Source organism: Antarctobacter sp. (assembly GCF_048262615.1).
Lineage (GTDB): Bacteria > Pseudomonadota > Alphaproteobacteria > Rhodobacterales > Rhodobacteraceae > Antarctobacter.
Window position 1 is genome coordinate 233,572 of sequence record NZ_JBLXFB010000005.1, and the last position, 23,070, is coordinate 256,641.

The following is a 23,070-nucleotide window of genomic DNA, read 5'->3' on the forward strand; positions in this document are numbered from 1 at the left end:
ACATAAGCCCCCGCCTGGGGCACGCCTTTGTTGCAATCGCAAGCGGGTTACCGCGCGACCGGTTCCGCCATGCCGCCAAGGGCCGCCACCAGCGGCTGCGGCGCGTGCCGGTCGCGGGCGTTCCAGTACTGGCCCGAGGTCTTGTAGCTGAGGCGCACATGCGGCTGGACGTGGGCGGCCAGCTGCGCCTGTGTCAGGATCGTCAGGCCCTGCGCCGCCTCTTCGGGCGGCTCCTGATCCAGCCAGACGGCCACCGCGCGGGTCATCAGCCCCGGCCCCGACTTGAACCACGTGCCGTCGTTCTCACGCGCCAGCAGGGACCGCCCCGCCGCCCGCAGCGCCCAAAGCAACAGCGGATGCCCCTCCGGCGCGCAGATCACGTTGTTTGCGACAGCGCCCCACAGTTCGCGCGTGACGATCATGCCGGGGCCTTCGGAAATCAGCGCCTCGGCGTCGCCCGCCAGTTTGTCGTCCGCATCGGCGTAGACCCCGCCGTGCCGGTAGAGCAGGCAAAGCCGCAGGAAATCGCATTCCTCCGCCGGGGAATTCGCCAGTTGAAAGGCGCGGGCGTGGCGCTGTCCGAAATGCTCGCGCAGAAAGGTCAGCGCGCGGGGACGGTCATACAGGTGATGCTCAAACCCGGCAGCCGCTTGCCAGCTTTGCATCAGGGCGGCGACCTCATCGGGCACCTTGGGGGTGTTCCAATACTGAAAGATCCGCCGGGGCACCGTTCCCGCGCCGGGGCGCGGACCCAGCCGCGCCGCGTGGCCCGCTACGATCTGCGCGGCGGGAAAGAAAAAGTCCTGCGCCAGCCGCGCGCGCGCCTGTCCGGGTGCCTCGCCCGCCGCCTCTGCCTGATCGCGCGCGGCGGCGAAAAGGCGCAACTCGTTGAACTGCGCGCCGTGCAGCGTGGTCGAGAAATGCGCCGCGTTCTGCCGCCCGGCCTCGGGGTCGCGCTGCACCTGCCGCACCAGATCGGCCGAGGTCTCCAGATCGCCCAGCGCCAGCGCCACGTCGAGAAACTGGCGCGGCGGAAGCATCGCCAGACCGGCCTCGGCGCGGGCCTCCGCCATGTCACGGGTTTCTTCCAGGCGTCCTTCCTGCACCATCAGGTGCATCCGGTCGAGCCCAAGGTCGAGGCCCGGAAAGCGCGCCTCCAGTCCGTCCAGCCAGTCGTGACCCGCGTCAAGCTGCCCGGTCTCTATGGCCGCGCGCAGGTACTGGCGGCGCAGGCGCGGCGCGCCGGGCCAGCGCCGGACGCAGGCGCGCAGGTAACGGAACGCGGTCTGACGTTCGCCCGCATCCAGCAGACGTTCCCCCAGCAGGGCCGCGCCCTGTGTGTCGCGCCGGGCCGGCAGATCGGCGCGGGCCCGCGTCAGCGCCGCCTCCGGGCCGCACAGCAGCCCGGTGGCAAATGCGCGAAATTCCGGCAGGCGCGACGGCGGCAGCCGCGCGTCCAGCGCGGCCTGCACCCCGAACACCGCCTCGGGCGGCAGGATCACCCGCGCGCGGGTCAGCAGGAACCGCGCAATCAGCGGCGACAAGGACGCGCGCGCGGCGACCGTCTCGACCACCGCCACCGCTGCGGCGGTGTGGTCGGATTGCTCCCCCAGCTTGAACAGGCGCAAAAGCTCGGGCTCGCTCATCCGGGGGGCCTCGACCGCCAGCCGGTCCAGTAACGCGGCGCGGTCCCCCTGCCCGGTGCGCGCCATGAGTTCTGCGGCTTTCAGACCCAGCGCCGGGCTGCGCTCTGCGTGCCCCTCAAGCGTGGCAAGTGCCGCGTCCAGCGCACCCCGCGCCGCCTGCGCCTGCGCCAGATCCAGCCGTACCTCGGCATTGTCGGGCATATCGTCCAGACAGGCGGCAAAGAGGCATTCCGCCTCTGCTGTCCGGCCCGCCTGCATCAACGCGCGGGCCAGTTCCAGTTGCAGGCGCGGCTCTTGCGGGGTCTCGGCCAGCGCCGCGCGCAACCGGGAGACCGCGGCATCGGGTTGGCCCATGTGCAACAAAAGCCCGGCCTGCCGGGCGATCAGCACCGGGTCGCCGGGCCGCAGGACCTGCGCCTTGACCACCAGCGCCAATGCGCGGTCCGGATCGCCCTCTGTCTGGGCAATGTCGATCCGGCCCAACCAGGCCCCGGCGTGATCGGGCTGCCGCAGCAGCACGTCGCGATAGGCGGCATCCGCCGCCGCCAGATCGCCCGCCCTGCGCCGGATGCGCGCCTCTGTCAGCGCAAGCTGCGCATTGTCGGGGACGGTTTCGCGCAATGTCACGGTCAGCGCCAGCGCCGCGTCGGCCTGTCCCACCGCCTCCAGAGCGCGCACCCGCTTGATCCGCAGGGGGATCGCCTGCGCCGGGCACAGCGCCTCTGCCTCGACCGCAAGGCTCAGCGCCTGTTCGGCGTCGCCACCGGCCAGCGTCATCTCGACCAGTGCCAGCCATGCGCCCGCATGATCCGGTCGCAGGGCCAGCACATCCCGATAGGCGGTTTCGGCCTGCGCCACGGCCCCGGCGCGGTGCAACATCCCCGCCGTGATGGCGGCCAGCGGCAGATCCTCGGGCGCCTCAGAGCGCAAGTCCGTCAGCAGCGCCAGCGCCGCGTCGCGGTCGCCGTCTGTTTCCAGCGCGCGGGCGCGTTTGGTGAGCAGCGCCAGCCGGTGACCGGGACAGAGCGGCAAGGCCGTGTCGCAGTAGCGCAAGGCCTGCGCCGCCTGCCCCTGCGCCAGCGCCAGTTCGATCCGCGCCAGCCATGCGCCCGCGTGGTCGGGCCGCAATTTCAGCGCCTGTTCATACAGACCGTCGGCCCCCTCAGGATCGCCTTCGGCCTGCCGTGTCCGGGCCCCTGCCAGCAGTTCGGGGATGGTCTGTTCAGTCAAGGCTCAGGCGTCCAGCCCGCAGGCGCTGCGTTCCTCGGCGGTCAACGCGCCCCCCAGAGCCTCGGCCAGCGGTCCCAGATGCGCGCCGTAGCGCCGCCAGCGCGCCACCGAGGTACCATAGATCGGCGAACGCACCTGCGCCACCGAGGCGGTATTGACCTGCCGCATGGACGCCGTGTGATCCAGCACATCGCCGTGCCAGTCGAGCCCAAGGAAATCCAGCACCGCGCGGGCCTGCCCCTCGGGGTCGGCGACCAGCGCCTCGTACGAGACCTCCTGCACGCGGTCCGGCAGCAGAGATGTCCAGTGTTTGGCATTGAGGTCGAACTGACGCCAGGATTCGGCCAGATCCTCAAGGTCGGCAGAGACCGGCTGGTTTTGGCCAAAGTTTTGTAGGTAGTTCGACACCAGCCCGTCCAGTGGGTGCCGCCGCATGATCAGGAACTTGGCCTCTGGCAAGGCCAGCGCCAGCAACCCGATGTATAGCTGATTGCCCGGCATCTTGTCGGTGACACGGGGGCTGCGCAGCCCCTCGCCATGCAGATAAGACTGATAGTCCTCGCCCAGCCGTGTGAAATCATCATCGGTCAGCTCGCTGTCGGGCGCGCGCTCTTCCAAGACCGCACGCAGGCGCGGGTTGACCTGAAAGGCGCGCTGCACCGCCAGCATCTCACCGCCCGCCTGCACGGCTGGATGACGCGACAGCATCTGCTCCATCAAGGTGGTGCCGGAGCGCGGCAGCCCGCAGATGAAAACCGGCGCCACACCGCGCAGCCCGGCGCCCGCGTGGCGGTCCAACAGCGCAGGTGTCACCAGCGCGCGCAACCGTTCGGCGCGGGCGGTATTGGCGGCGCGGTCGTAGGGAAACAGCCCGCGCGTGAGGCGATTGCCTTCGGCATAGTGGGCAAAGGCGGCGTCGGGGTCGCCCAGATCGTCCTGCGCCTTGCCAAACGCAAATTCCAGCGTCGCGCGGGCCTCATCTGGCAATTGGTCGGCATTTTGCGCCACCGCCTGCATGCCCTTCCATTCCGGGCTGTCGGGTTTGATCTTGCGCAGGTTCGCCAGCCGCGTGAAGGCCGACAGCGCCATTCCCGGCAGCGTCGCAGCCCGCAGAAAGGTTTGTGCGGCCTCCTCCATCCGGCCAGAAGCGGCCAGCGTATTGCCCAGATGCAGCCAGGCCTCGCCCGCCTGAGGGGCCAGTTCGATGGCGCGGCGGGCGTGGTGTTCCGCGGCCTCGTGGCGTTCACGGCGGAACAGCGCATGGGCGAGGTTCACATGCACCGCCACCGACTGCGGATCAACCGCCAGCGCCCGGAACAGCCCATCAACGGCGCGCTGGAAATTGCCGGTGCGCAGGTTGGCCTGCGCAAGGTTCAGGTGGACGTCCAGCACGTCGGGGTCCAGCGCGATGGCGCGGTCCAGATGCGGAACGGCGCGGGCGTACTCCTTGGCCACCACCAGCGCCGCGCCAAGATTGGCATGGCCCAGCGCATAGTTCGGCGCGACCTCGACAGCGGTCTGGAATTTTTCGCGGGCGGCGTCCATCTTGCCCTGCTGCGCCAGCAGCGTACCGATATCGACCAGCACCGCCACGTCGTCGGGCTGATGGTTGGCCACGTCGTCCAGCAGCGCCATGCCCGCGTCCATCTGGCCCAGACGGACAAGGTTCAGCCCCTTGAGGTGCACCAGCCGGGGGTGACCGGGGTATTGCTCCAGCAAGCGGTCCAGGGCCGCGCCCGCCTCGGCCAGCCGCCCGGCGTTCTGGTGGCGGGCAATACGGGCCAGTTCGGCGTTGACGGTCTCAAGAGCGGCGGCGTCGGTTGGCGCGGCGGGGCTGGTCATGTCGGGGTCTCCCATTCGGCACCCGGAGAAGGGCAAGCGCGCCCGGAGAAGTCAATCCCTCGGGCGCGGCGCATGTCACAACAATAAATCCGGTGGTCAGGCGGCGCGGATGGTCCGGCCCGATGCCTCTGCACGGGCTTCCAGACGGGCGCGGATCTGCGGCGGCAGATGACGCGCCGCACTGATGCGCGGTGCGGCCATTTCCGGGATCGCCGGTGCGTCCGTGCGCTCTGCCCCGTTCACAAAACCGTCGCGACCGATGAAATCGACATAGGTTTCCGCCGGGCAGCCTTCGGCCAGCAGCAGCTCATGGGTGCCGGTCTCGACGTGGAAATAGGTAAAGCCCGCGCCCGGCATCCGGGCCTCTCGAGTCACCGTGCTGCCGTTGATCAGGGCGCTGGCGTTGACCAGATAGCCGTCGATGCCGATGGCATGGTCGGGGGACACCAGCAGGTCACGCGCAGGCACGTTATCGCCCAGCGCCCCGGCGGAGATGCGGATCGGGTTCACTTTGGCTGGGTTTGTCGTCGCCGTCTGGATCGGCTGTTCGCCCAGCCATGCAACGGTGGTGGTGCCGCCGTTCGCTGTCAGCACGGTGTCGCCCGCGCGCAGGTCCTGAACCGGTTTGGTGCCGTTCGGCGTGGCGATCAACGTGCCTTCGAGGAAGCACAGCAGCGTGGCGTTCAGGCTGTCTACGGCCATGCCACCCGGATTGGTCGCCGTAAAGCGGATTTCCGAAAACACCTTGGTCTCTGCGCCCAGGTTGATGATCTGGTTGCTGGCCACGTTTGTGACCGTGATATTGTTGGTGACGTTGTCGCCGTTGACGGACACGAAAGTCACGTTCCAGTTGCCGGAGAAGACCGTGCCGATTTCCAGTTGCAGGCCGTTACCCGCAAAGAACTGGTTCACCTCTGTGCCCGCGACGTCAAAGGTGAACGCGCCCAGCGTGCCGAAGTCGGAGATGGTGAAATAACCGTCCGGCGCAATTGTCGGGCTGTAGGAAATCTGGTTGGCGCCGGGGTTGCCCACCGTGCTGATCGTGAAATTGACGCCGGTGTCATTGAATGCCACCGAAGAGGCATTGACCACCACGCCCCCGTCATTGAAATCAAACGTTGCCATGTGCTCACCCCTTGCGCCACGCATATGTGAAAATAAGCTTAACGGAATTCCCGTTTAGTGAGTCATAAGCTGGGATCAGGAACTTGAAAACCCCCCGTATGGTTGCATAAGGGACAAAATAGTCGCCTACTGCCCGGAGATCGCCCATGGATATTTCGACATTGACCGCCGACAAATTGGAACCGCTGGTGGGCCAGCCGGTTTCGGTCGCCACTCCTGAAGGCGCGTTGCCCCTGACGCTGGATGCGGTGGCGCAGCATCCCGACAACACCCAGCCCGAGGATGCGCGGCGCACCGGCTTTACCCTGACCCTCAGCGGACCGCTGTCCCCGATGTTGCAACAGGGCGCGTGGGAGATCACCTTGCCCGGTCTTGGCGTCGCCGCGCTGTTCCTGTCGCCCTACAACCAGACCGAAGACGCAACCCGCTACGAGATCATCTTTAGCTGATCGCGGATCCGGGGGACCATTCCATCGTCAGGTGGACACCGGTGTCCCCGGTCACCACAAACCCCATCCGCCGATAAAGCCCGGCGGCGGGATTGCCGTGTTGAACGCTGAGCCTGACGGGCCGGTTTGCGGTTACCGCCTCTCGCTGCATGTCGCGCAGCAGGCGGGTGCCAAGGCCTTGGCCCCGTACATCCGACAGCACCGACAGGTCGACCAGATGCAGCGCCTCTGCCCCCCGGTCCAGACGCCGCTGCCCCACGTCCCGCCCGTTCAGGTGAACGATGTCATGGCTGGCGCGCGGAAAGCTCTGCGCATAGCCCCGGCTTTGCGCGTCAAACTGCAAGTCGATCATCTGCCGCCGCGCGGCCTCGGGCAGCGGCAGGGCGGCAAGGTCGGGCCGCGCCTCGGTGAACAGATGCAACAGAAACGCCCGATCCGCAGCACGGACCGGGCGCAGAATCAGGTCCACGGATCGGCTCAGTTCAGGACGATCGCGATGTCGGCACCGCCATGTTTGCGCGGCACCGCCGTCATGAAGAGATCGGCCGCCCCCATGCGCGGATGCCAGACCCGGTGCACCCCGTGGCCATCCGCCACCAAAGGCGCGATATCCGGGCTGTCGAACAGCGCGGTGACGCTTTCGCGGCGCACAAGATCGCCGGGGCGCGCCGGACCAGAGGCCCCCGGCTCCAGCGCCACAAGTTTCAGCACAATGTCGCCATGCGCCTTGGTGGAGACGCGGAACCTGTCGCCGACCAGACTGGCCAGTTCCTCGGCTGTGGCATCATGCCAGCGCGGGGCCTTGACCGCGACCGGTGCCGCCGCCGTGCCCACCGCCGGGACCGCCGGCGCGGCGGTTTCCGTGCGCGCCAATGCCATTCCCGGCAACGCGGTCAGGCCGGCAAGGGCCGCCTGCCCGGCCAGAACGGCGCGCCGTGTAAGACTGTTCAGAACACCCATGGCGCTCTCCTTTGTTTGAATGGGTCGCATCAGTTGCGCGACGGATAAATGCCGAACAGAGCGATGATGTAGTGCACCCCCAGAAACGGCGACAGGTTGGTGTGTGACTGGTTGCCGCCGACATTGTTTTGCTGGATCGTCGCGGCATCAAGGTTCACATCGTCCGCCGGTGTGTTGGTGCGATAGATCGGGGAGCCCGCGGCCAGCATGTTGCCGCCCGGATCGGTCAGGTTGCCAGCGCGAGATTCGGCCCGCATCCTGACGCCGTGGTTGTGCGAAGGCATCTCAATTTGGGTCAGCGTCACATTTTCTATGCCGCCCCTCGCGCCAAGGCGGTAGTCCGACAGACCCGGCCCGTGGCCCGCGTGAATCGCCGCGCGTCCGCGCAGATCCGGCAGACCGAACGTCGTGCGCCCGTCCCCGCCATAGATCGTCCCCAGCAACGAGAACAACGCATCGTTCTGCGACACCGCCAGCAACTGACCATCGCAGAAGGCCCATCCACGTGGCGCGAAGTTGCCCGCAAACAACGTGATTTGGGCGACAAACGGTTCAGACATCTTGCAATTCCCTTTTGTATCTATGTTCGATCCCACGGGAGACGGGCAGATCGGCCTGTAGCGCGGCGCTGCCCCGGTTCCCGAAGCCCGTCAGTTGCGCGACGGAAACAGACCCTGAAGAGCGATGATATAATTCACCGCCAGGAAAGGCGGCATGTTGTAGTGCGGCTGGCCACCGCCCGCGTTGAACTGCTGGATCATCGCGGCATCCAGGTCCACATCGTCCGCCGGTGTATTGGCGCGAAAGATCGTGGAGCCCGCTGCCAGCATGTTGCCGCCCGGATCGGTCAGGTTGCCGGCGCGGGATTCCGCCCGCATCTTGACGCCGTGGTTGTGCGCGGGGAGTTCGTTCACGGTCAGGGTCACGTATTCCGTCCCGCCTTTCTGACCAAGGCTGTACGGCGACAATCCGGGCCCCTGCGAGTTATTGCCCGAATGCAGCGGGACTCGTCCGCGCAGATCGGGAAGGGCAAAAGAGGTGCGCCCGTCGCCGCCGTATGTCGTCCCCAAAAGGGAATAAAGCGATTGGTTCTGATTGATCGGCAGGATCTGACCATCGCAAAAGGCCCATCCGCGTGGTGCGAAATTGCCCCCGAACAGCGAGATTTCGGCAAGAAATGGGTCTGACATGGTGGAACTTTCTGTGTCTGTAATGGCTCATTAGGGTCGACGGTCCGGCGGTCCGTCACGGGATGCGGCTGGTCAGCGTCGCCCTAGCTCCGCGACGGGAAGACTCCTTCCAGTGCGATAATGAAATTCAACGCCAGATAGGGAGGCATATTGGTGTGCGGCTGGTTGCCGCCGACGGTGTTCTCGGCGATCATCGCGGGGTCCATGTCCACGTCATCGGCGGGCGTGTTGGTGCGATAGATCGTAGAGCCCGACGCCAGCATATTGCCCGCCGGGTCCGTCAGGTTGCCAGCACGGGATTCCGCGCGCGGGCTCACGCTATGATTGTGATTGGGGATTTGCGGGTCGGTCAGGGTCACTGTCTCCACGCCGCCCTTTTCCCCGGCCACATAGGGTGTCAGGCCGGGTCCGCGCCCCGGATTTATCGCCGCGCGCCCGCGCAGGTCCGGCAGAGCGAATGTGGTCCGCCCGTCGCCGCCATAGATCGTGCCCACCAGCGAAAAGAGCGCCGTGTTCTGGCTGATCGGCAACAGCTGTCCATCGCAGAAGGCCCAGCCACGAGGCGCAAAATTGCCTGCGAAAGGTATGACTTGCGCTATGAAGGGGGTGCCCGGCATGTGAATAATCCCTGTTGCTCTAATCTTCCTGTGAAAGCCTAAAGGCCGGAATATCCTTCTGTAAAGCATTAACGCGCTGAAAGGCTGCCCTAACGTCACTCTTTGATGTGTCATCCGGTCCCTTTGGCCTCCGGACAGGAGCGTTGCCTGTCGGTTTTCCAGCCGATCAGCGGTTTGAGCCGTTCCCGCAGGTCGCCGGACAATTCGCCTTTGGGTGGAAAGTGCCTTTGCCCTCCCGCGCCCCTGCCTGGCACCACCCGGCCCCACCTGCCCCGGCAAGCACGTGAACCGGTCCCCTTGTGTCATGCTGTCCAACGACGTGACCGCTGCTCTGGATGTCGAAACGGTGAATGAAACCCTTGCCGCGGCCAAGGGACCGTCCGGCTGTAACCGGCCTCTTGCCCTTGCCGCTCCCGGCTGCGGGCTTTACCCTCTACCGGGTATCATTTAGGGCGCTAACATCGCCGGCGCCAAACTGCGCCGATGTCAGCAAGGGGCAAGACACCATGACAACCGTATTGGATCAACTGCGCGAGATGACCACCGTGGTCGCCGACACCGGCGAAGTTGCGGCGGTCAAGACCTATCAACCCGTGGATTGCACGACAAACCCGTCGCTGGTGCTGGCAGCGATGAAAGACCCGGCCTCCGAGGCGCTGGTCTCGGCAGAGATCAAGAGCGGGCGCGACAAGGGTCTGGATGCCAAGGCCGTGGCCGACACCCTGACCGTCGCCATTGGTGCCAAGCTGACCGAACTGGTGCCGGGGCGCGTCTCGACAGAGGTCGACGCGCGGTTGTCCTTTGACACGCAGGGGTCCGTGGCCCGCGCGCGGGACATTGTGGCCGACTACGCGGCGCGCGGGGTCGGCAAGGACCGAATCCTGATCAAGCTTGCCTCGACTTGGGAAGGCATCCGCGCCGCCGAAACTCTTCAGAATGAAGGCGTCGACTGCAACCTGACGCTGCTGTTCTCGATGGCGCAGGCCGTGGCCTGTGCCGATGCCGGGGCCTTTCTGATTTCGCCGTTTGTGGGCCGGATCACCGATTGGTACAAAAAGGCCGAAGGCCGCGACAGCTATGCCCCCGACGAAGATCCCGGCGTCAAATCCGTGCGCGGCATTTATGACTACTATAAATCCAACGGCATCAAGACCGTGGTGATGGGTGCCTCGTTCCGCAACACCGACCAGATCAAGGCGCTGGCGGGCTGCGATAACCTGACCATCGCGCCCAAGCTGCTGGACGCCCTTGCCGCCGACACGTCGGACCTGCCGCGCGTGCTGTCCCCCGACGCAGCAACCGGCGTGGCCCCGATCAAGATGGATGAGGCGCAATTCCGCTGGGACATGAACGCCGACGCCATGGCAACCGAAAAGCTGGCCGAGGGCATTCGCAATTTCGACAAGGACCACAATACGCTGATCGCGCTGATTGCAGAGCGCATGGCGGCCTGACAACGGGCCATGTCCCTGTGGCGGCGGCCCCCGCCGCCACAGACTAGGCGTCAGCCCTGCTGCGCCTCACGGTGATACTGGTCCAGCACATCCACCTCGGATTTCGACCCCAGAAATACCGGCACCCGTTGATGGTGTGAGGTGGGGACAACGTCCAGAATACGCTCCACCCCTGTAGAGGCGCGGCCACCCGCCTGTTCGACAATGAAACTCATCGGGTTGGCCTCATACATCAGGCGCAGTTTGCCGCCCTGCGCGCGATTGCCGTCGTCGCAGGGATAGATGAACACGCCGCCGCGCGTCAGGATGCGGTGCACCTCGGAGACCATCGAGGCAACCCACCGCATGTTGAACCCTTTTCCGCGCGGCCCGCTTTCGCCAACGAGGCATTCATCGAAATAGCGGCGCAGCGGCGCGTCCCACAGCGCATAGCGCGACGCATTGACCGCAAATTCGCTGGCCGAGTCGCCGATGGTCATCTGCGGATGTGTCACCCGGAACTCTCCGGTGCCGGGCTGGTGGGTGAATCCCGTGACCCCGTGGCCGGTGGTCAGCACAAAGGATGTCGAGGGACCGTAGACCGCATAACCCGCGCAAATCTGGCTGGAGCCGGGCAGCAGCACAGAGCGGTCGTCGCTGGCGTCGATCTCACGATCCAGACGCACCACCGAAAAGATCGAGCCGACGCACATGTTGACCGCAAGGTTCGATGACCCGTCGAGCGGATCGAAATAGACGATGTAATCCCCCGGCCCCGGATTGTCCTTGAGCCAGTAAACCTCTTCGACCTCTTCGGACACCAGCGCCGCGACGCGGTCGCTGCTGGAACAGTGGCGGACAAAGACGTCATTGGCCAGAACGTCCAGTTGCTGCTGCGCCTCGCCCTGCACGTTTGTTGATCCGGCCGCGCCAAGGGTGCCGGTGAACGCGCCGCTTTGCACAAGATGCGACACGACCCGGCAGGAGGTGGCGATATCTTCGAGCAGCGGGATCAGGTCGCGGTCCAGCCCGTCGAGGCGGCAGGCGTTCAGCAGACTTTCGCGGAGCGTGAGAGGTTTGTCATCCAAGGGAGGCGTGCTTTCGTTCAGGTTAGACCGGGAATTCGTGGCGTTGGGCGGCTGTAGGGTACGGATCGTTCAGGGCTGGACAGCCCCGTGCCCCGCGATTTCAGCCTACGTCTTCTGTGACGCCAATGCCAAGAGCGGTCTGCCTGCTGCGCAGCACGCACCGGACGAGGGGGAACCGGGCCATACCGTCCCCCCCTCGCCCTTTCGTTGCTCTGGCCGGATCAGAAGGCCTTTGTCAGGCTCACCTTGAATGTGCGCCCCGGTGCCTTGCGCGTCGGCGATGAAAGGTGGCCGACATAATCCAGATCAAGCGCGTTTTCGATCCCGAAGCGGACTTCGGTCCCGTCCAGCCAGCTTGTCTGCTCTGGCCGCCACGTTGCGCGCAGATTGTGGACGGTGGCCGTGGGCAGGTCCGCGCCAAAGGCATCGCGCCGATCCGCCGAATGGACCATCTCCCAGCTGAGATCCAGCCGGTCGCTCCATTTCTGGCCAAGCGTCAGTTGCAGGCGATCTGCGGCAGCGTTGCGCCAGACGGTCCCGCTTGCGCCCGGCGCGAACTCTTCACCCGATCCGATGTGCCCCGCCACATCGACATAAAGGCCGCTCGCATGTCCGTATGAGGCCTCCAGCTCAAACCCGCGCGTCTCGACCCGCTCAAGGTTTGTCGTGGTCGATCCGGCAGCTGTGTAACTGGTGATGTCCCACATCTGCGTCGCATAGGCGTTGCCGCGAAGGCTCAGGCTGTCGCCAGCGGAAAAGACATCCGCTCCGGTGTATTCGGCGCCAAGTTCGAAGGTGTGCGACTTTTCCGTCCTGCGCATCCTGTCGATCGCGGCGGCGCTGGCCCCCAGATCGTCGATGATCGGCAGGCCCTCGGTATAGGCCGCGCTTCCAAAGACGGACAGGCCGTTGCCGAAATCGTAGGCCAAGGCCAGACCGCCCATCAGCGCGTCGTTCTTGAAGGTGCCAAAGGTGGTGGCGCTTTCGACCTTGGAAGTTTCGTAGCGCAGCGCCGGTGTGACAGTGACCGCGCCCATGGTGATCTCATCGATCAGGAACAGCGCAAACCGCCGGTCCGTACCGCCCGGAGCACCGGCGGCGGTGTTGTCCTTGCGTTCCTTGCGGATGAATTCCACCCCGGCCAACATATCATGCCCGATCATGTCCGAGCCGAACAGCGCGCGGTTGGACAGGGTCAGCTTGGAGGTTTGATACCGCTGGTCGGCGTTCACGGTGCCGACGAGGAAAGGAAAGGTCGGCGTTCCCTCCAGCGGCGAAGAGCCGGGGATATAGGCGTATTCGATCTTTTGATCGGCGTAGGACAGGTTCATCCGCAGGTCGACAAGGTCGCTGGCCGGATTGTAGCGGTAGTCCAGCACCGCTTGCCGCGTGTCGGTCAGCCGGTCGACATTGCCAAAGCTTCCGCCGGTTGTGGCGAACTGGTCATAGGGCACGTCCTTGTCGTCGGCGATGGTCTGCGAATAGCTGAACGTCAGTTCATGCGCGTCGTCCTGACCAAAGGTGAACTTGGCCTTGGCCAGACCCGACGGCGTACGAAAGGCGCTGTTGCCGATGGTTTTGCCGTCACCGTCGGTCAGGTCCGCCTGGTCGCGCAACGTGTAGTTGAGCAGGAATTCCGCGCCATGTGTCGGCTGCCACGCCAGCGTGGTGGAACTGACCTTACCGCCACCGTTTGAGCTGAACTCGAACGTCTGCGCGCCACCGAACCCCGGTTCGCCGCCGGTGAAATCGCTTGCGTCCTTGGTCTGCAACTTGACCACGCCGCCCACAATCCCCGACCCATAGGCAAAGCTGCCGATGGTGCCGCGCAGGACCTCGGCCTGTTTGTAGAGCATCGGATCGGTGAACAGCTGCGTGCCGATGCGGTAAAGCTCCTCTGATCCCACCGCAGCGCCGTCCACCAGAACGGCAATCTTCTGGTCCGAGCCATAGGTCGTGTTTGCCCCGAAACCGCGAATGTTGATGCCCGACCCCTGCGGCGTGGTGCCGTTGACCAGCGTCACGCCGGGGGCGGAATCGATCAGTTGCGCGACGGTGCTGGCCTGACGATCCTCGATTTCCTCTTCGTCGATCACGGTGCGCGACAGCGCCGTGCCAAAGCTGAGGTCGCGTTTGCCGCCGGTCAGGATCAGCGTGCCGAGAAATCCGGGATAGTCCTGCGCTGCCGCTGGCCATGCCAGCGACATGCAAACAAGCGCGGTGGTCCCGCGATAGAGGGGAGAGAGCATTTCCACGTTCCTTCGTGTCCGAGTGTTTTGGCCGCGGCTTGCGAAGGGCTGGCGGAGGCGAATTGTTGCCTGGGCGATAAATCTTATCGCGACGGCTTGCAGCGCTACAGTAACCAGACTAAAGTAGTCAAGTAATTTGCGAGAGCCACGCAGGCCAAGGTCAGGCGCAGCCATCGGATGATTTTCATGATCTGAGGATGCCCATGACCGAGCAGACCGCGCCGTCCCCCGAACACATTCGCGCCGCCCAGGCGGACCACCCAAAAATGCGCGCCCGCGATCTTGCAGACCAGTTGGGTCTTGGCGAGGCACAGCTTGTCGCGGCGCATGTGGGCGCAGGGACAACCCGCATCGACGCCCATCCCGACCGGATCATGGCCGCCGCCGAACGCCTTGGCGAGGTCATGGCCCTGACCCGTGTCGCCGGTTGCGTGCATGAAAAGGTTGGGCACTATGCCAACTACCACCCCGGCGAACACGCCGCGATGGTCCTGAACGAAGAGATCGACCTGCGCATCTTCCCGTCGCAGTGGGTCCATGCCTACGCGGTCGAGGTTCCCGGCGTAGACGGCGCGTTGCCGCGCCGGTCCCTACAGGTCTTTGACGCCGCGGGCGACGCGATCCACAAGATCCATCTGCGTGACGCATCGCACCACGACGCATGGCAGGACGTCGTCGCGGGCATTGCGCTGGACAATCAGGCCGAGGGTCAGGTGGTCGCGCTGCGCAAACCCACCGAGCCGCCAAGGTCGCGCCCCGACAAGCTGGACATCCTGCGCGAGGAATGGGCCCGGCTGACCGATACACACCAGTTCCTGAGGCTGTGTTCCAAGCTGAAGATGAACCGGCTGGGCGCATACCGTATCGCTGGCGCGCCTTTTGTCCGCCCGCTGGCCCCCGAGGCCGTCAACACCATGCTGGAGGCCGTGCAGGAGGCCGGGACAGAGGTCATGATCTTTGTCGGAAACCGGGGGTGCATCCAGATCCACTCTGGTCCGATCCACAAACTGCACGCGATGGGACCTTGGCAGAACGTCATGGACCCCGGATTCAACCTGCACCTGCGTCTGGACAAGGTGGCCGAGGTCTGGGCCGTCGAAAAGCCCACCCAGCGCGGCCCGGCCATTTCGGTCGAGGCGTTCGACGCCGATGGCGGCATCATCTTTCAGGTCTTTGGTGTCGGCAAGGAAGGCCGCGATTCCAGACCGGAGTGGGGCCGGATCGTCGCGGCTTTGCCCGCGCTTGAAGAGGTGAGCGCATGACACGCCGCCCCTCTGCCGGTGGCATCGCCATGTTCACCGGCCTGTCGACCGCCATGTTCGGCGCGCTTGTCGCCTGGACCGTCTCTGCCCAGCAACCGGCCCCGGCGCAGCCGCAGGCCGATGTGGTGTCGATCGGCGGATCGGTGACAGAAATCATCGTCGCACTGGGCCAGCAGCACCGCCTGATCGCCCGCGACGCCACCTCGACCTATCCGCCGGATGTCCAGAGCCTGCCGGATGTCGGCTACATGCGCGCGCTGTCGCCCGAGGGTGTGCTCTCTGTCGGTCCCGCGTTGATCCTGTCGACGGAGGGCGCAGGCCCGCCCGAGGCGCTGGACGTGATCCGCGCCGCCGACGTCACATATGTCGAGATCCCCGAGGCCTACAGCGCCGAAGGCATCCTGCACAAGATCGCGGTTGTCGGCGATGCCCTGGGCGTGCCCGACCGGGCGGACGGGCTGGCGTCAGAGGTTGGCGCCAAGCTGGCGGCGGCGCAGGCGCAGGCCGATGTTGCGCCCGAACAGCGCAAGCGCGTGCTCTTTGTGCTGTCCACCCAAGACGGCAAGATCAACGCATCAGGGCGCGGGACGGCGGCGGACGCGATGATCCGTATGGCCGGGGGCGTCAATGCCGTCACCGAATTCGACGGCTACCGGCAATTGACCGACGAGGCTGTCGGGCTGGCCGCGCCGGATGTCATCCTGATGATGAACCGCAGCGGCGATCATGCCGCCGAGAATGAGGCCCTGTTCGCCATGCCGGCCATCCGCCTGACCCCGGCGGCCGAAACCCGCTCTGTCGTGCGGATGGACGGGCTTTTGATGTTGGGGTTCGGGCCGCGCACGGCGGACGCCGTCATTGCGCTGCAACAGGCGCTTTACGGTCAGTCGGGGTGATCGGATGACCGTGACGACCGAAGACCTTGACCTGCCGCGCGACCGGCAGGCCCGCGCCCGCAACTTGCACTGGCAACTTGCGGGCGTGCTCGTGCTCTGCGTGCTGCTCAGCCTTCAGGTGGGCGCGGCGGATGTGACCCTGACCGCCCTCGTCGGCAAACTGTTGAGCGGCACAGACCTTGACCAGATCGAACGCGTCATTCTGTTCGACATCCGCCTGCCGCGCCTGACCATGGGCATTCTCGTGGGGGCGGCCCTGGCCGTATCGGGGGCCACCATGCAGGGGTTGTTCCGCAATCCCCTTGCCGATCCGGGTATCGTCGGGATCAGCGCGGGGGCCGGGCTGGGGGCGATCCTTGCCATCGTGCTGGGGGCCTTTCTGCCGGTCTGGGTGCGGGATCTGACCGGAAATCAGCTGACGCCCTTCGCCGCCTTTCTTGGGGGGTGGGGAACGACGCTGGTGCTGTACCGCGTGTCCACCCGGCACGGGCGCACCTCTGTCGCCACCATGCTGCTGGCCGGGATCGCGCTGGGGGCGCTGGCGGGGGCGCTGACGGGAATTCTGGTCTACATCGCCGATGACCGGCAATTGCGTGACCTCACCTTCTGGGGGATGGGGTCGCTGGCGGGCGCAAGTTTCGCCAAGGTCCTCTCCGCCGGACCGCTGATCGTGGTGTCGATCGGCGTGGCGCTTGCGTTGGGGCGCGGCCTGAACGGTCTGGCGCTGGGAGAGGCCACAGCCTCGCATATCGGGATCAACGTCCAGCGGATGAAAAACATCGCCATTCTTTCCGTTGCCGGGGCCGCCGGGGCGGCGGTTGCGGTTTCCGGGGGGATCGGGTTCATCGGGATCGTGGTGCCGCATCTGCTGCGGTTGTGGTCGGGTCCGGATCACCGGACGCTGCTGCTGAATTCGGCGCTGCTGGGGGCCAGTCTGCTGATCCTTGCCGATGTGATTGCCCGTGTGGCGATCGCCCCAGCCGAGCTTCCTATCGGCATCGTGACCGCCGTGCTGGGCGCCCCGGTCTTTCTCTGGATCTTGTTGAAACGTCGGGGGCTTGTCGGACTGTGACACTCGAAGCCGAAGAAATCCGCGTCCGCTATGGCCGCTTTGACGCGCTGCGCGGCGTCACCCTGCATGCCCAACCCGGTGAGGTCACGGCCATTGTCGGCCCCAACGGATCGGGGAAATCCACCCTGCTGGGGGCCATCGACGGCACCGTTCCGCATGAAGGCCGGGTCCGCCTGAATGGCCGCCCGGTGTCCGACCAACCGGCCTGGGCGCTGGCGGCCTTGCGGGCGGTGCTGCCGCAATCCTCGCGCCTTGCCTTCGCCTTTACCGTTCTCGAAGTGGTGCGCATCGGGTTGCAATCGGGGTCCGCCGGCGACCGGCCAGAGGTGCCCATGCAGGCGCTGGCCCGCGTCGGGCTGGCCCATTATGCCGACCGTCTCTTTCAGGACCTGTCGGGCGGTGAGGCGCAGCGGGTCATGCTGGCGCGGGTGCTCGCACAGGTCTGGGCCCCGGTCGAAAACGGCGAGCCGCGCTGGCTGCTGCTGGATGAACCGGTGTCGAGCCTCGACATCGCGCACCAGTTGCAGGTCATGGAGATCGCGCGCGATTTCGCCCGCGCGGGCGGAGGTGTCATCGCGGTGATGCATGATCTGAACCTGACCGCGCTCTATGCCGATCGGGTGGCGGTGATGGCAGAGGGGCAGCGCCTTGCCTTTGGGACTCCGGCCGAGGTGCTGACCGACGACACGCTGTCGCGCGCTTATCGGTGTACCCTGCGCGTCTCTGCCCCGCCGCCCGTAGGCATTCCCTATATCCTGCCGCACGCGGCCTCTGCCTGATAGGATCGCATATGCGCCTTGTTGCCTTCATTCTCTGCCTTGCCGGTTCCGCCGTCGCCGATCCCGGCCCGGACATCGTCGTTCTGGGTGAGGTTCACGACAACCCCGACGCACATCTGGGGCAGGCCGCCGCGCTTGCGGACCTGCGGCCAACCGCCGTCGTCTTTGAAATGCTGACGCCGGACGAGGCGGCCAAAGCCGATGCCGACCGAACGCTGATCGCGCAGGCCTGGGAGGCAAGCGGCTGGCGCGATTTCCCGATCTACGCGCCGATTTTCGACGCTCTGGGTGCGGCACGAATCGTCGGGGCCGCCGCCCCGCGCGATACGATCCGCTCTGTCTACAGCGATGGTCCCGCCGTGTTGTTCGGGGCGGACGCGCCGCGTTTCGGTCTGGACCTGCCCCTGCCCGCCGACCAACAGGCGGCGCGCGCCGCGCTGCAATTCGATGCCCATTGTCAGGCGATGCCGCTTGAGATGATGGCGGGCATGGTCGCCGTCCAGCGCTATCGCGACGCGGTCTTCGCCCGTGCAGCGCTGGACGCGCTGGAGACCTACGGCGCGCCCGTCGCTGTGATCGCGGGGAACGGTCATGCCCGCACCGACTGGGGCGTGCCCGCACAGATCGCGCTGGCCGCGCCCAATGTCACAACCCATGCCATCGCCTTTGTCGAAGCTCCGACCGACACGCCCTTTGACGCCATCCGTATCGTCCCGCCGACCAAGCGCGACGACCCCTGCGCCTCTCTCAAGGCAAACTGAGGAACCGGCGCATGCGTCGCGGCACAATATTTCTTACAGTTTTTATTAGGTATTGAGTCCAGCCGCGCGGGCTGGTAACGCTTTGCCATCCAGCAAGGGCCGTGTCCCCAGCCAAGACGAATTCGGGAAATCGGAGGCTGGAGCCATGCGCGCATTCCAGAAAAGCTTTGCCACCACATGTCTTGCCGCTGCTCTGGCCGCAGGGTCTGTCGCGGCCCAAGACGTTCAGGGCGCACATCTGTCCATCGAACTCAATGCGCTGGAACCCGTCGAGGATGCCTGCCGGATGAGTTTCCTCATCCAGAACGGCCATGCGACCGACATCGAACAGGCGGTGTACGAGGCCGTTCTGTTCGACACCGATGGCAAGGTGAACCGCATGACATTGTTCGATTTCGGCGCACTGCCCGCCGCGCGCCCGCGCGTTCGGCAGTTCGTCATCTCCGACCTGCCCTGCGCCGCGCTGGGCCGGTTGCTGATCAACGGCGCGGAAACCTGTAGCGGTGAAGGCATCGTTCCCGGTGCCTGCACCAAGGGGCTGGAACTGCGCAGCCGCACCGATGTGGAGATCATCGGATGATCGACACGGTGCGCGCGGCGGTTCTGCGGATATTCGATCTGGGTGGCCCGGTGGTCATCTTGCTGGGCGCGCTGTCCATTCTGGTGGTCGCTGTCATCCTGTATAAACTTTGGCAGTTCGCTGCCGCCGGTGTCGGGCGGCACAAGGCGCTGCGCGAGGCTGTCGAGGCATGGGACATGGGCAACCGCATGGCCGCACGCAGGCAGTTGGACGCATCGCGCAGCTATCTGCGCCCGGTGGTTGCCATGGCCCTTGACGGTCAGTCCGATGTCGAACGGCTGGACGCCGAGGCAGAGGCCCGTTTCGCGCGGTTGGAATCCGGACTGCGGCTGCTCGATTCCATTGCGCAACTGGCACCGCTGCTGGGGCTGTTCGGCACCGTGCTGGGTATGATCTCTGCCTTTCAGGCGTTGCAGGACGCCGGGGCGCAGGTTGATCCCTCACTCCTTGCGGGCGGAATCTGGGTGGCCCTGCTGACCACGGCGGTCGGTCTTGCCGTGGCCATGCCAACGGCCCTTGTACTGAGCTGGTTCGAAGGCCGGATGGATGCGGAACGCGTGCTGGCGCAAAAGGCGCTGCGCACCATTCTGGCCCCCTCCGGTCAGGTCGAGGGGGCGGCCCCGCCGATCCGCTCTGCCATCCATGCGTAAACATCACCGACGGCGGCGGTTGTCGATGACCTCGCTCATCGACGTGATCTTTCTGCTGCTGCTTTTCTTCATGCTCACCTCAACCTTCACCAAGTTCGCCGAGGTGGAATTGACGGCGGGCGGCGCTGGCACGGGGGCGGCCCCCGCCACCGCGCCGGTGTTCCTGCGCCTTGAAATGGACAGGCTCAGCCTGAACGGCACCCAACAGGACCTGACCGCCCTTGCCACCGCGCTGCAACCGCATCTGGCCCAGAGCGCGGGCGACCTGCCGGTGGTCGTGGCGCTGCAAGCGAACGTGACCGCGCAGCGTCTGACCGATCTGCTGGTCGCCATCCGCGCCATCCCCGGTCTGAACATCACGGTCCTGGAGGCGACATGAAACGCGCCGGTCGCACGTCATCGAAACGGGAACCCACCATCACCCTCATCAACATCGTGTTCCTGATGCTGATCTTCTTCCTTGTCGCCGGAACGCTGGCCCGTCCACTGGACAAGACCCTGACACTGGTGCGAACCGCCACGCTTGACGGGACCGCCCCCGCGGACGCGCTTGTCGTGCATGCGGATGGGCGCATGACGTGGCGGGGCGCGCCGCTGACCACAGTTGCAGCCTATTTCGCGCAGCTGCCGCCTGACGCGCAGGCGCGTGTGCGCGTCGTCCCTGACCGCGATCTCAAGGCGTCCCAGTTGATCCACATCGGCCGGGATCTGCGCGCGGCGGGGGCCGGAAAGGTGGTGATCGTCACCGAAAAGGCCCTGAAATGATCGCATCCTCCCGCCTTGCCAAAACCGCCGCGCTGTCACTGGCGCTGGTTGCGCATGGGGCGATTGCCTTGACCCTGTCCGCCCCGCAGGAGCCCCGGATCGAAGGCGCGCCCGGCGGGCCCGAGGTGCGGTTGGGCACGTCGTTTGCCGATATGTCCGCAGGACGCGTCGCCCCTGAACCTGCCGAGGACACCGCCGAAAAAGCCGATCCTGACACGGCGGACCCCAACCGGATCAAAGAGACCGCCGAAAAGACCGCGCCTGAGCAAACGGACCCCGAGCCCACGCAGGAAACTGCGGACAAAGTGGTGCCAGAGGAAACGCGCCCGGCCCGCCACCGGGACACGGTCGAAAAACCCGACCGGACCACCGTTGCCGCCAAGCCGGTCGCAACCGTCCCGGCGTTGCCCCGTGCCAACGACGCAGCCGTCGCGCGCCCGGTGAAACCCGTGGCCTCCGCGTCCCGTGCCCTGCCGGTCAAGGCGGAGGCCGGTGCGGGGCTGGCCGTACTTCAGGCAGACACCGGCGCGCCTGACACACTCGCGGCACGTGCGCCGGCCCGCGTGTCACCCCTGTCTGCCGAAAAGCCCGCACCGGCCACGGCCTCTGCTCCGCGTCCCTTGGAAACATCAAAACCGGCGGATCCGATCAGCCCCGCTGCTGCACCTGTGGACCGCCTGACCGGCGAAGCCCCCCAAAGCGCCGCTGTTTCCCGCTCACTTCGCCCGCGTGTGCGGTCCCCGGAATTCGAAGCCGCGCATAAACCTGCCGCGAAACCAAAGCCGACACCGAAACCCAAGGCCGCCCCTCCCAAAGGCGGCGGCGCGAAACAGAACACCCGCGCGGGCGAATTGACTGGCAATCGCGCCGCAAAAAGCCCGACCAGCGGTGCCGCCGGTCGCAAGACAGCCACCGGCAACGCTGCGGCCAGCACCTACCCCGGCCTTGTCATGCGCAAGCTGTCCCGTGCCGGTCGGCCCAAGGTGAATGCCCGCGGGACGGCGGTTGTCTCTTTCACGGTGTCGTCCAGCGGCGGCCTTGCCAAGGTCTCGTTGTCGCGCAGTTCGGGATCCTCCGCGCTTGACCGGGCGGCCCTGCAAGTGGTGCGCAATGCGGCCCCCTTCCCTCCACCGCCAAGCGGCGCAAGGCGCGGTTTCGCCATCCAGATCAAAGGCCGCTGACCGGACCGAAAGGGCGGGACGACATCGCAGGCACCGGCAGCACGATGTTGATCAACGCATGGATTTTGGGGGGCGGCTCATGGCGCGTAGCGCCCTTGGCATCGGACTGCCAAAGCGTTGAAAGACATCCAAGGAACTTCGAAAGATGGTGCCCCCACACGGACTCGAACCGCGGACCTACTGATTACAAATCTGTAGGTTATAAGTTCCCCGCCTCCAATAACTTGAGTCATGCCACTGAAATAGATCATTTTTCACATAACCGCATCTTGCATGCCCCTCCATTCTACCGCATTTTTCCCGATGATGTGGAAGGCAAGCGGAAGGCAAATCATTATGGCTGGCTCAATCAAACTACGACTGACGAAGTCTTCCATCGTCAAACTGGAGGCACGCGACAAGCGCTACAAGGTGCTCGATGACGAGCTTCCCGGGTTCTTTTTGGTTGTCACCCCCAATGGACGGAAAAGTTTTTATCTGCGCTACCGTGTTGGCGGCGGCCGGGGCGGAACTTTGCGTGAACCAAAGATCGGTGATGCGGCCTCAATGACCCCAGAGCAAGCCCGCCGGATTGCACGGGAGTGGCACGCGGAGGTCCGCCTCGGCGGCGACCCAGGAGGCGACAGGGTGACAAAGAGAGACGCGCCCGACGTTTCACACTTGATGGATCGATACCTTCAGGACCACGCCCGCCTTCACAAGAAACCCAGCAGCATAAAGAATGACACGGCCTTGATCGAGAATAGCGTTCGCCCGGCCCTCGGTAGCAAAAAGGTCTCGGAAATCACGAGGGCGGACATCATGCAAATTCACAACTCAATGCAGCGGACGCCGTATCAGGCGAACCGCGCCCTCGCGCTCCTTTCCAAAGCCTTTGGATTGGCAGAATACTGGGGTCTGCGCCCAGACGGAAGCAATCCAACGCTCCACGTCAAGAAATTCAAGGAAAAACCGCGAGAGCGGTATCTGTCCGAGGATGAAGCGAAACGCCTTTCCAACGTACTGGACTTGGCAGAGCGGCAAGGCTGGTTGCCAAACGAAGCCGAAAGTGGAGCTTCCAAACGGCGCCCCATTTCATGCTTCGTGGTCGCGGCGATAAAGCTCTTGATGTTCACCGGTGCACGCCATGGCGAAATCTTGACGCTCAAATGGGACTGGGTCGACCTCGTAAACCGGCAACTCTCACTGCCAGACTCGAAGACCGGCAAAAAGACTATCTGAGCTACCTCCCGAAATTCGGACACTGACATAAGCTATGATTTGCAGTCTGCTGATCTTCGACGAGAAGGAGATCA

Annotated in this window: 23 protein-coding genes; 13 read left to right on the top strand and 10 right to left on the bottom strand. The window is 65.4% G+C overall.

What is annotated here, in order from left to right; all coding sequences use genetic code 11:
- Positions 1–47 precede the first annotated feature (47 nt).
- The 3 genes from ACN0S5_RS08145 to ACN0S5_RS08155 all read right to left on the bottom strand — a co-directional run bounded on the left by ACN0S5_RS08145 (position 48) and on the right by ACN0S5_RS08155 (position 5,843).
- Complete coding sequence (locus ACN0S5_RS08145; RefSeq protein ID WP_417207633.1) at positions 48–2,876, bottom strand: tetratricopeptide repeat protein; 2,829 nt, start codon at positions 2,874–2,876, stop codon at positions 48–50.
- A gap of 3 nt (positions 2,877–2,879) precedes the next feature.
- The gene (locus ACN0S5_RS08150) at positions 2,880–4,718 is read right to left on the bottom strand and encodes a tetratricopeptide repeat-containing sulfotransferase family protein (protein WP_417207635.1); all 1,839 of its coding nucleotides are present in this window, start codon (positions 4,716–4,718) and stop codon (positions 2,880–2,882) included.
- A 96-nt stretch (positions 4,719–4,814) separates the two neighbouring features.
- On the bottom strand, positions 4,815–5,843 hold the full coding sequence (locus ACN0S5_RS08155) for a Hint domain-containing protein (protein ID WP_417207637.1): 1,029 nt from the start codon (positions 5,841–5,843) through the stop codon (positions 4,815–4,817).
- A 146-nt stretch (positions 5,844–5,989) separates the two neighbouring features.
- On the opposite strand from ACN0S5_RS08155, the gene ACN0S5_RS08160 reads away from it, so the two are divergent.
- Complete coding sequence (locus ACN0S5_RS08160; RefSeq protein WP_417207639.1) at positions 5,990–6,292, top strand: DUF6916 family protein; 303 nt, start codon at positions 5,990–5,992, stop codon at positions 6,290–6,292.
- Here the strand turns inward: ACN0S5_RS08160 and ACN0S5_RS08165 are convergent.
- The 5 genes from ACN0S5_RS08165 to ACN0S5_RS08185 all read right to left on the bottom strand — a co-directional run bounded on the left by ACN0S5_RS08165 (position 6,285) and on the right by ACN0S5_RS08185 (position 9,059).
- Positions 6,285–6,761, bottom strand: a complete 477-nt coding sequence (locus tag ACN0S5_RS08165; RefSeq protein ID WP_417207640.1) for a GNAT family N-acetyltransferase — start codon at positions 6,759–6,761, stop codon at positions 6,285–6,287. The two genes, ACN0S5_RS08160 and ACN0S5_RS08165, sit on opposite strands and share 8 nt — an antisense overlap.
- A gap of 8 nt (positions 6,762–6,769) precedes the next feature.
- Positions 6,770–7,252 carry a DUF6916 family protein gene (locus ACN0S5_RS08170; RefSeq protein WP_417207642.1) on the bottom strand — a complete coding sequence of 161 codons (483 nt, stop codon included), beginning with the start codon at positions 7,250–7,252 and terminating at the stop codon, positions 6,770–6,772.
- A gap of 29 nt (positions 7,253–7,281) precedes the next feature.
- Entirely contained in the window at positions 7,282–7,812 is a 531-nt protein-coding gene (locus tag ACN0S5_RS08175) for a phage tail protein (RefSeq protein WP_417207644.1), read from the bottom strand.
- Between the two features lie 90 nt (positions 7,813–7,902).
- Positions 7,903–8,442: a phage tail protein gene (locus ACN0S5_RS08180; protein ID WP_417207645.1), complete on the bottom strand. Its 540-nt coding sequence runs from the start codon at positions 8,440–8,442 to the stop codon at positions 7,903–7,905.
- 83 nt (positions 8,443–8,525) lie between these two features.
- Positions 8,526–9,059: a phage tail protein gene (locus ACN0S5_RS08185; RefSeq protein ID WP_417207646.1), complete on the bottom strand. Its 534-nt coding sequence runs from the start codon at positions 9,057–9,059 to the stop codon at positions 8,526–8,528.
- A gap of 506 nt (positions 9,060–9,565) precedes the next feature.
- Here ACN0S5_RS08185 and tal point away from each other — a divergent pair.
- Positions 9,566–10,513: a transaldolase gene (tal, locus tag ACN0S5_RS08190; protein ID WP_417207648.1), complete on the top strand. Its 948-nt coding sequence runs from the start codon at positions 9,566–9,568 to the stop codon at positions 10,511–10,513.
- A 50-nt stretch (positions 10,514–10,563) separates the two neighbouring features.
- On the opposite strand, the gene ACN0S5_RS08195 is transcribed toward tal, so the two are convergent.
- Together ACN0S5_RS08195 and ACN0S5_RS08200 are read right to left on the bottom strand one after the other, a co-directional pair.
- A complete protein-coding gene (locus ACN0S5_RS08195) occupies positions 10,564–11,580 on the bottom strand; it encodes a class 1 fructose-bisphosphatase (RefSeq protein WP_417207649.1) in 1,017 nt (338 codons plus the stop codon).
- A 221-nt stretch (positions 11,581–11,801) separates the two neighbouring features.
- Positions 11,802–13,829 carry a TonB-dependent receptor domain-containing protein gene (locus tag ACN0S5_RS08200; protein WP_417207651.1) on the bottom strand — a complete coding sequence of 676 codons (2,028 nt, stop codon included), beginning with the start codon at positions 13,827–13,829 and terminating at the stop codon, positions 11,802–11,804.
- A 203-nt stretch (positions 13,830–14,032) separates the two neighbouring features.
- Here ACN0S5_RS08200 and ACN0S5_RS08205 point away from each other — a divergent pair, with 203 nt between their 5' ends.
- The 11 genes from ACN0S5_RS08205 (at position 14,033) to ACN0S5_RS08255 (ending at position 22,996) form a co-directional block, all read left to right on the top strand.
- Positions 14,033–15,091: a hemin-degrading factor gene (locus ACN0S5_RS08205; RefSeq protein WP_417207652.1), complete on the top strand. Its 1,059-nt coding sequence runs from the start codon at positions 14,033–14,035 to the stop codon at positions 15,089–15,091.
- Entirely contained in the window at positions 15,088–15,987 is a 900-nt protein-coding gene (locus ACN0S5_RS08210) for a heme/hemin ABC transporter substrate-binding protein (RefSeq protein ID WP_417207654.1), read from the top strand. The genes ACN0S5_RS08205 and ACN0S5_RS08210 overlap by 4 nt, the downstream gene beginning before the upstream one ends.
- Before the next feature lie 4 nt (positions 15,988–15,991).
- Positions 15,992–17,059: a FecCD family ABC transporter permease gene (locus ACN0S5_RS08215; RefSeq protein WP_417207655.1), complete on the top strand. Its 1,068-nt coding sequence runs from the start codon at positions 15,992–15,994 to the stop codon at positions 17,057–17,059.
- A complete protein-coding gene (locus ACN0S5_RS08220; protein WP_417207656.1) occupies positions 17,056–17,838 on the top strand; it encodes a heme ABC transporter ATP-binding protein in 783 nt (260 codons plus the stop codon). The genes ACN0S5_RS08215 and ACN0S5_RS08220 overlap by 4 nt, the downstream gene beginning before the upstream one ends.
- A gap of 11 nt (positions 17,839–17,849) precedes the next feature.
- The gene (locus ACN0S5_RS08225; RefSeq protein WP_417207657.1) at positions 17,850–18,599 is read left to right on the top strand and encodes a ChaN family lipoprotein; all 750 of its coding nucleotides are present in this window, start codon (positions 17,850–17,852) and stop codon (positions 18,597–18,599) included.
- Between the two features lie 145 nt (positions 18,600–18,744).
- Positions 18,745–19,179 carry a hypothetical protein gene (locus ACN0S5_RS08230; RefSeq protein WP_417207658.1) on the top strand — a complete coding sequence of 145 codons (435 nt, stop codon included), beginning with the start codon at positions 18,745–18,747 and terminating at the stop codon, positions 19,177–19,179.
- Positions 19,176–19,829, top strand: coding sequence for a MotA/TolQ/ExbB proton channel family protein (locus ACN0S5_RS08235; protein ID WP_417207659.1), 654 nt, complete (start codon positions 19,176–19,178; stop codon positions 19,827–19,829). Before ACN0S5_RS08230 ends, ACN0S5_RS08235 begins: the two co-directional genes overlap by 4 nt.
- On the top strand, positions 19,822–20,208 hold the full coding sequence (locus tag ACN0S5_RS08240) for a biopolymer transporter ExbD (protein WP_417207661.1): 387 nt from the start codon (positions 19,822–19,824) through the stop codon (positions 20,206–20,208). The genes ACN0S5_RS08235 and ACN0S5_RS08240 overlap by 8 nt, the downstream gene beginning before the upstream one ends.
- On the top strand, positions 20,205–20,594 hold the full coding sequence (locus tag ACN0S5_RS08245) for an ExbD/TolR family protein (RefSeq protein ID WP_417207662.1): 390 nt from the start codon (positions 20,205–20,207) through the stop codon (positions 20,592–20,594). Before ACN0S5_RS08240 ends, ACN0S5_RS08245 begins: the two co-directional genes overlap by 4 nt.
- Entirely contained in the window at positions 20,591–21,775 is a 1,185-nt protein-coding gene (locus tag ACN0S5_RS08250) for a TonB family protein (RefSeq protein ID WP_417207663.1), read from the top strand. The genes ACN0S5_RS08245 and ACN0S5_RS08250 overlap by 4 nt, the downstream gene beginning before the upstream one ends.
- Positions 21,776–22,111: 336 nt before the next feature.
- Positions 22,112–22,996: a tyrosine-type recombinase/integrase gene (locus ACN0S5_RS08255; protein ID WP_417207664.1), complete on the top strand. Its 885-nt coding sequence runs from the start codon at positions 22,112–22,114 to the stop codon at positions 22,994–22,996.
- Positions 22,997–23,070 lie beyond the last annotated feature (74 nt).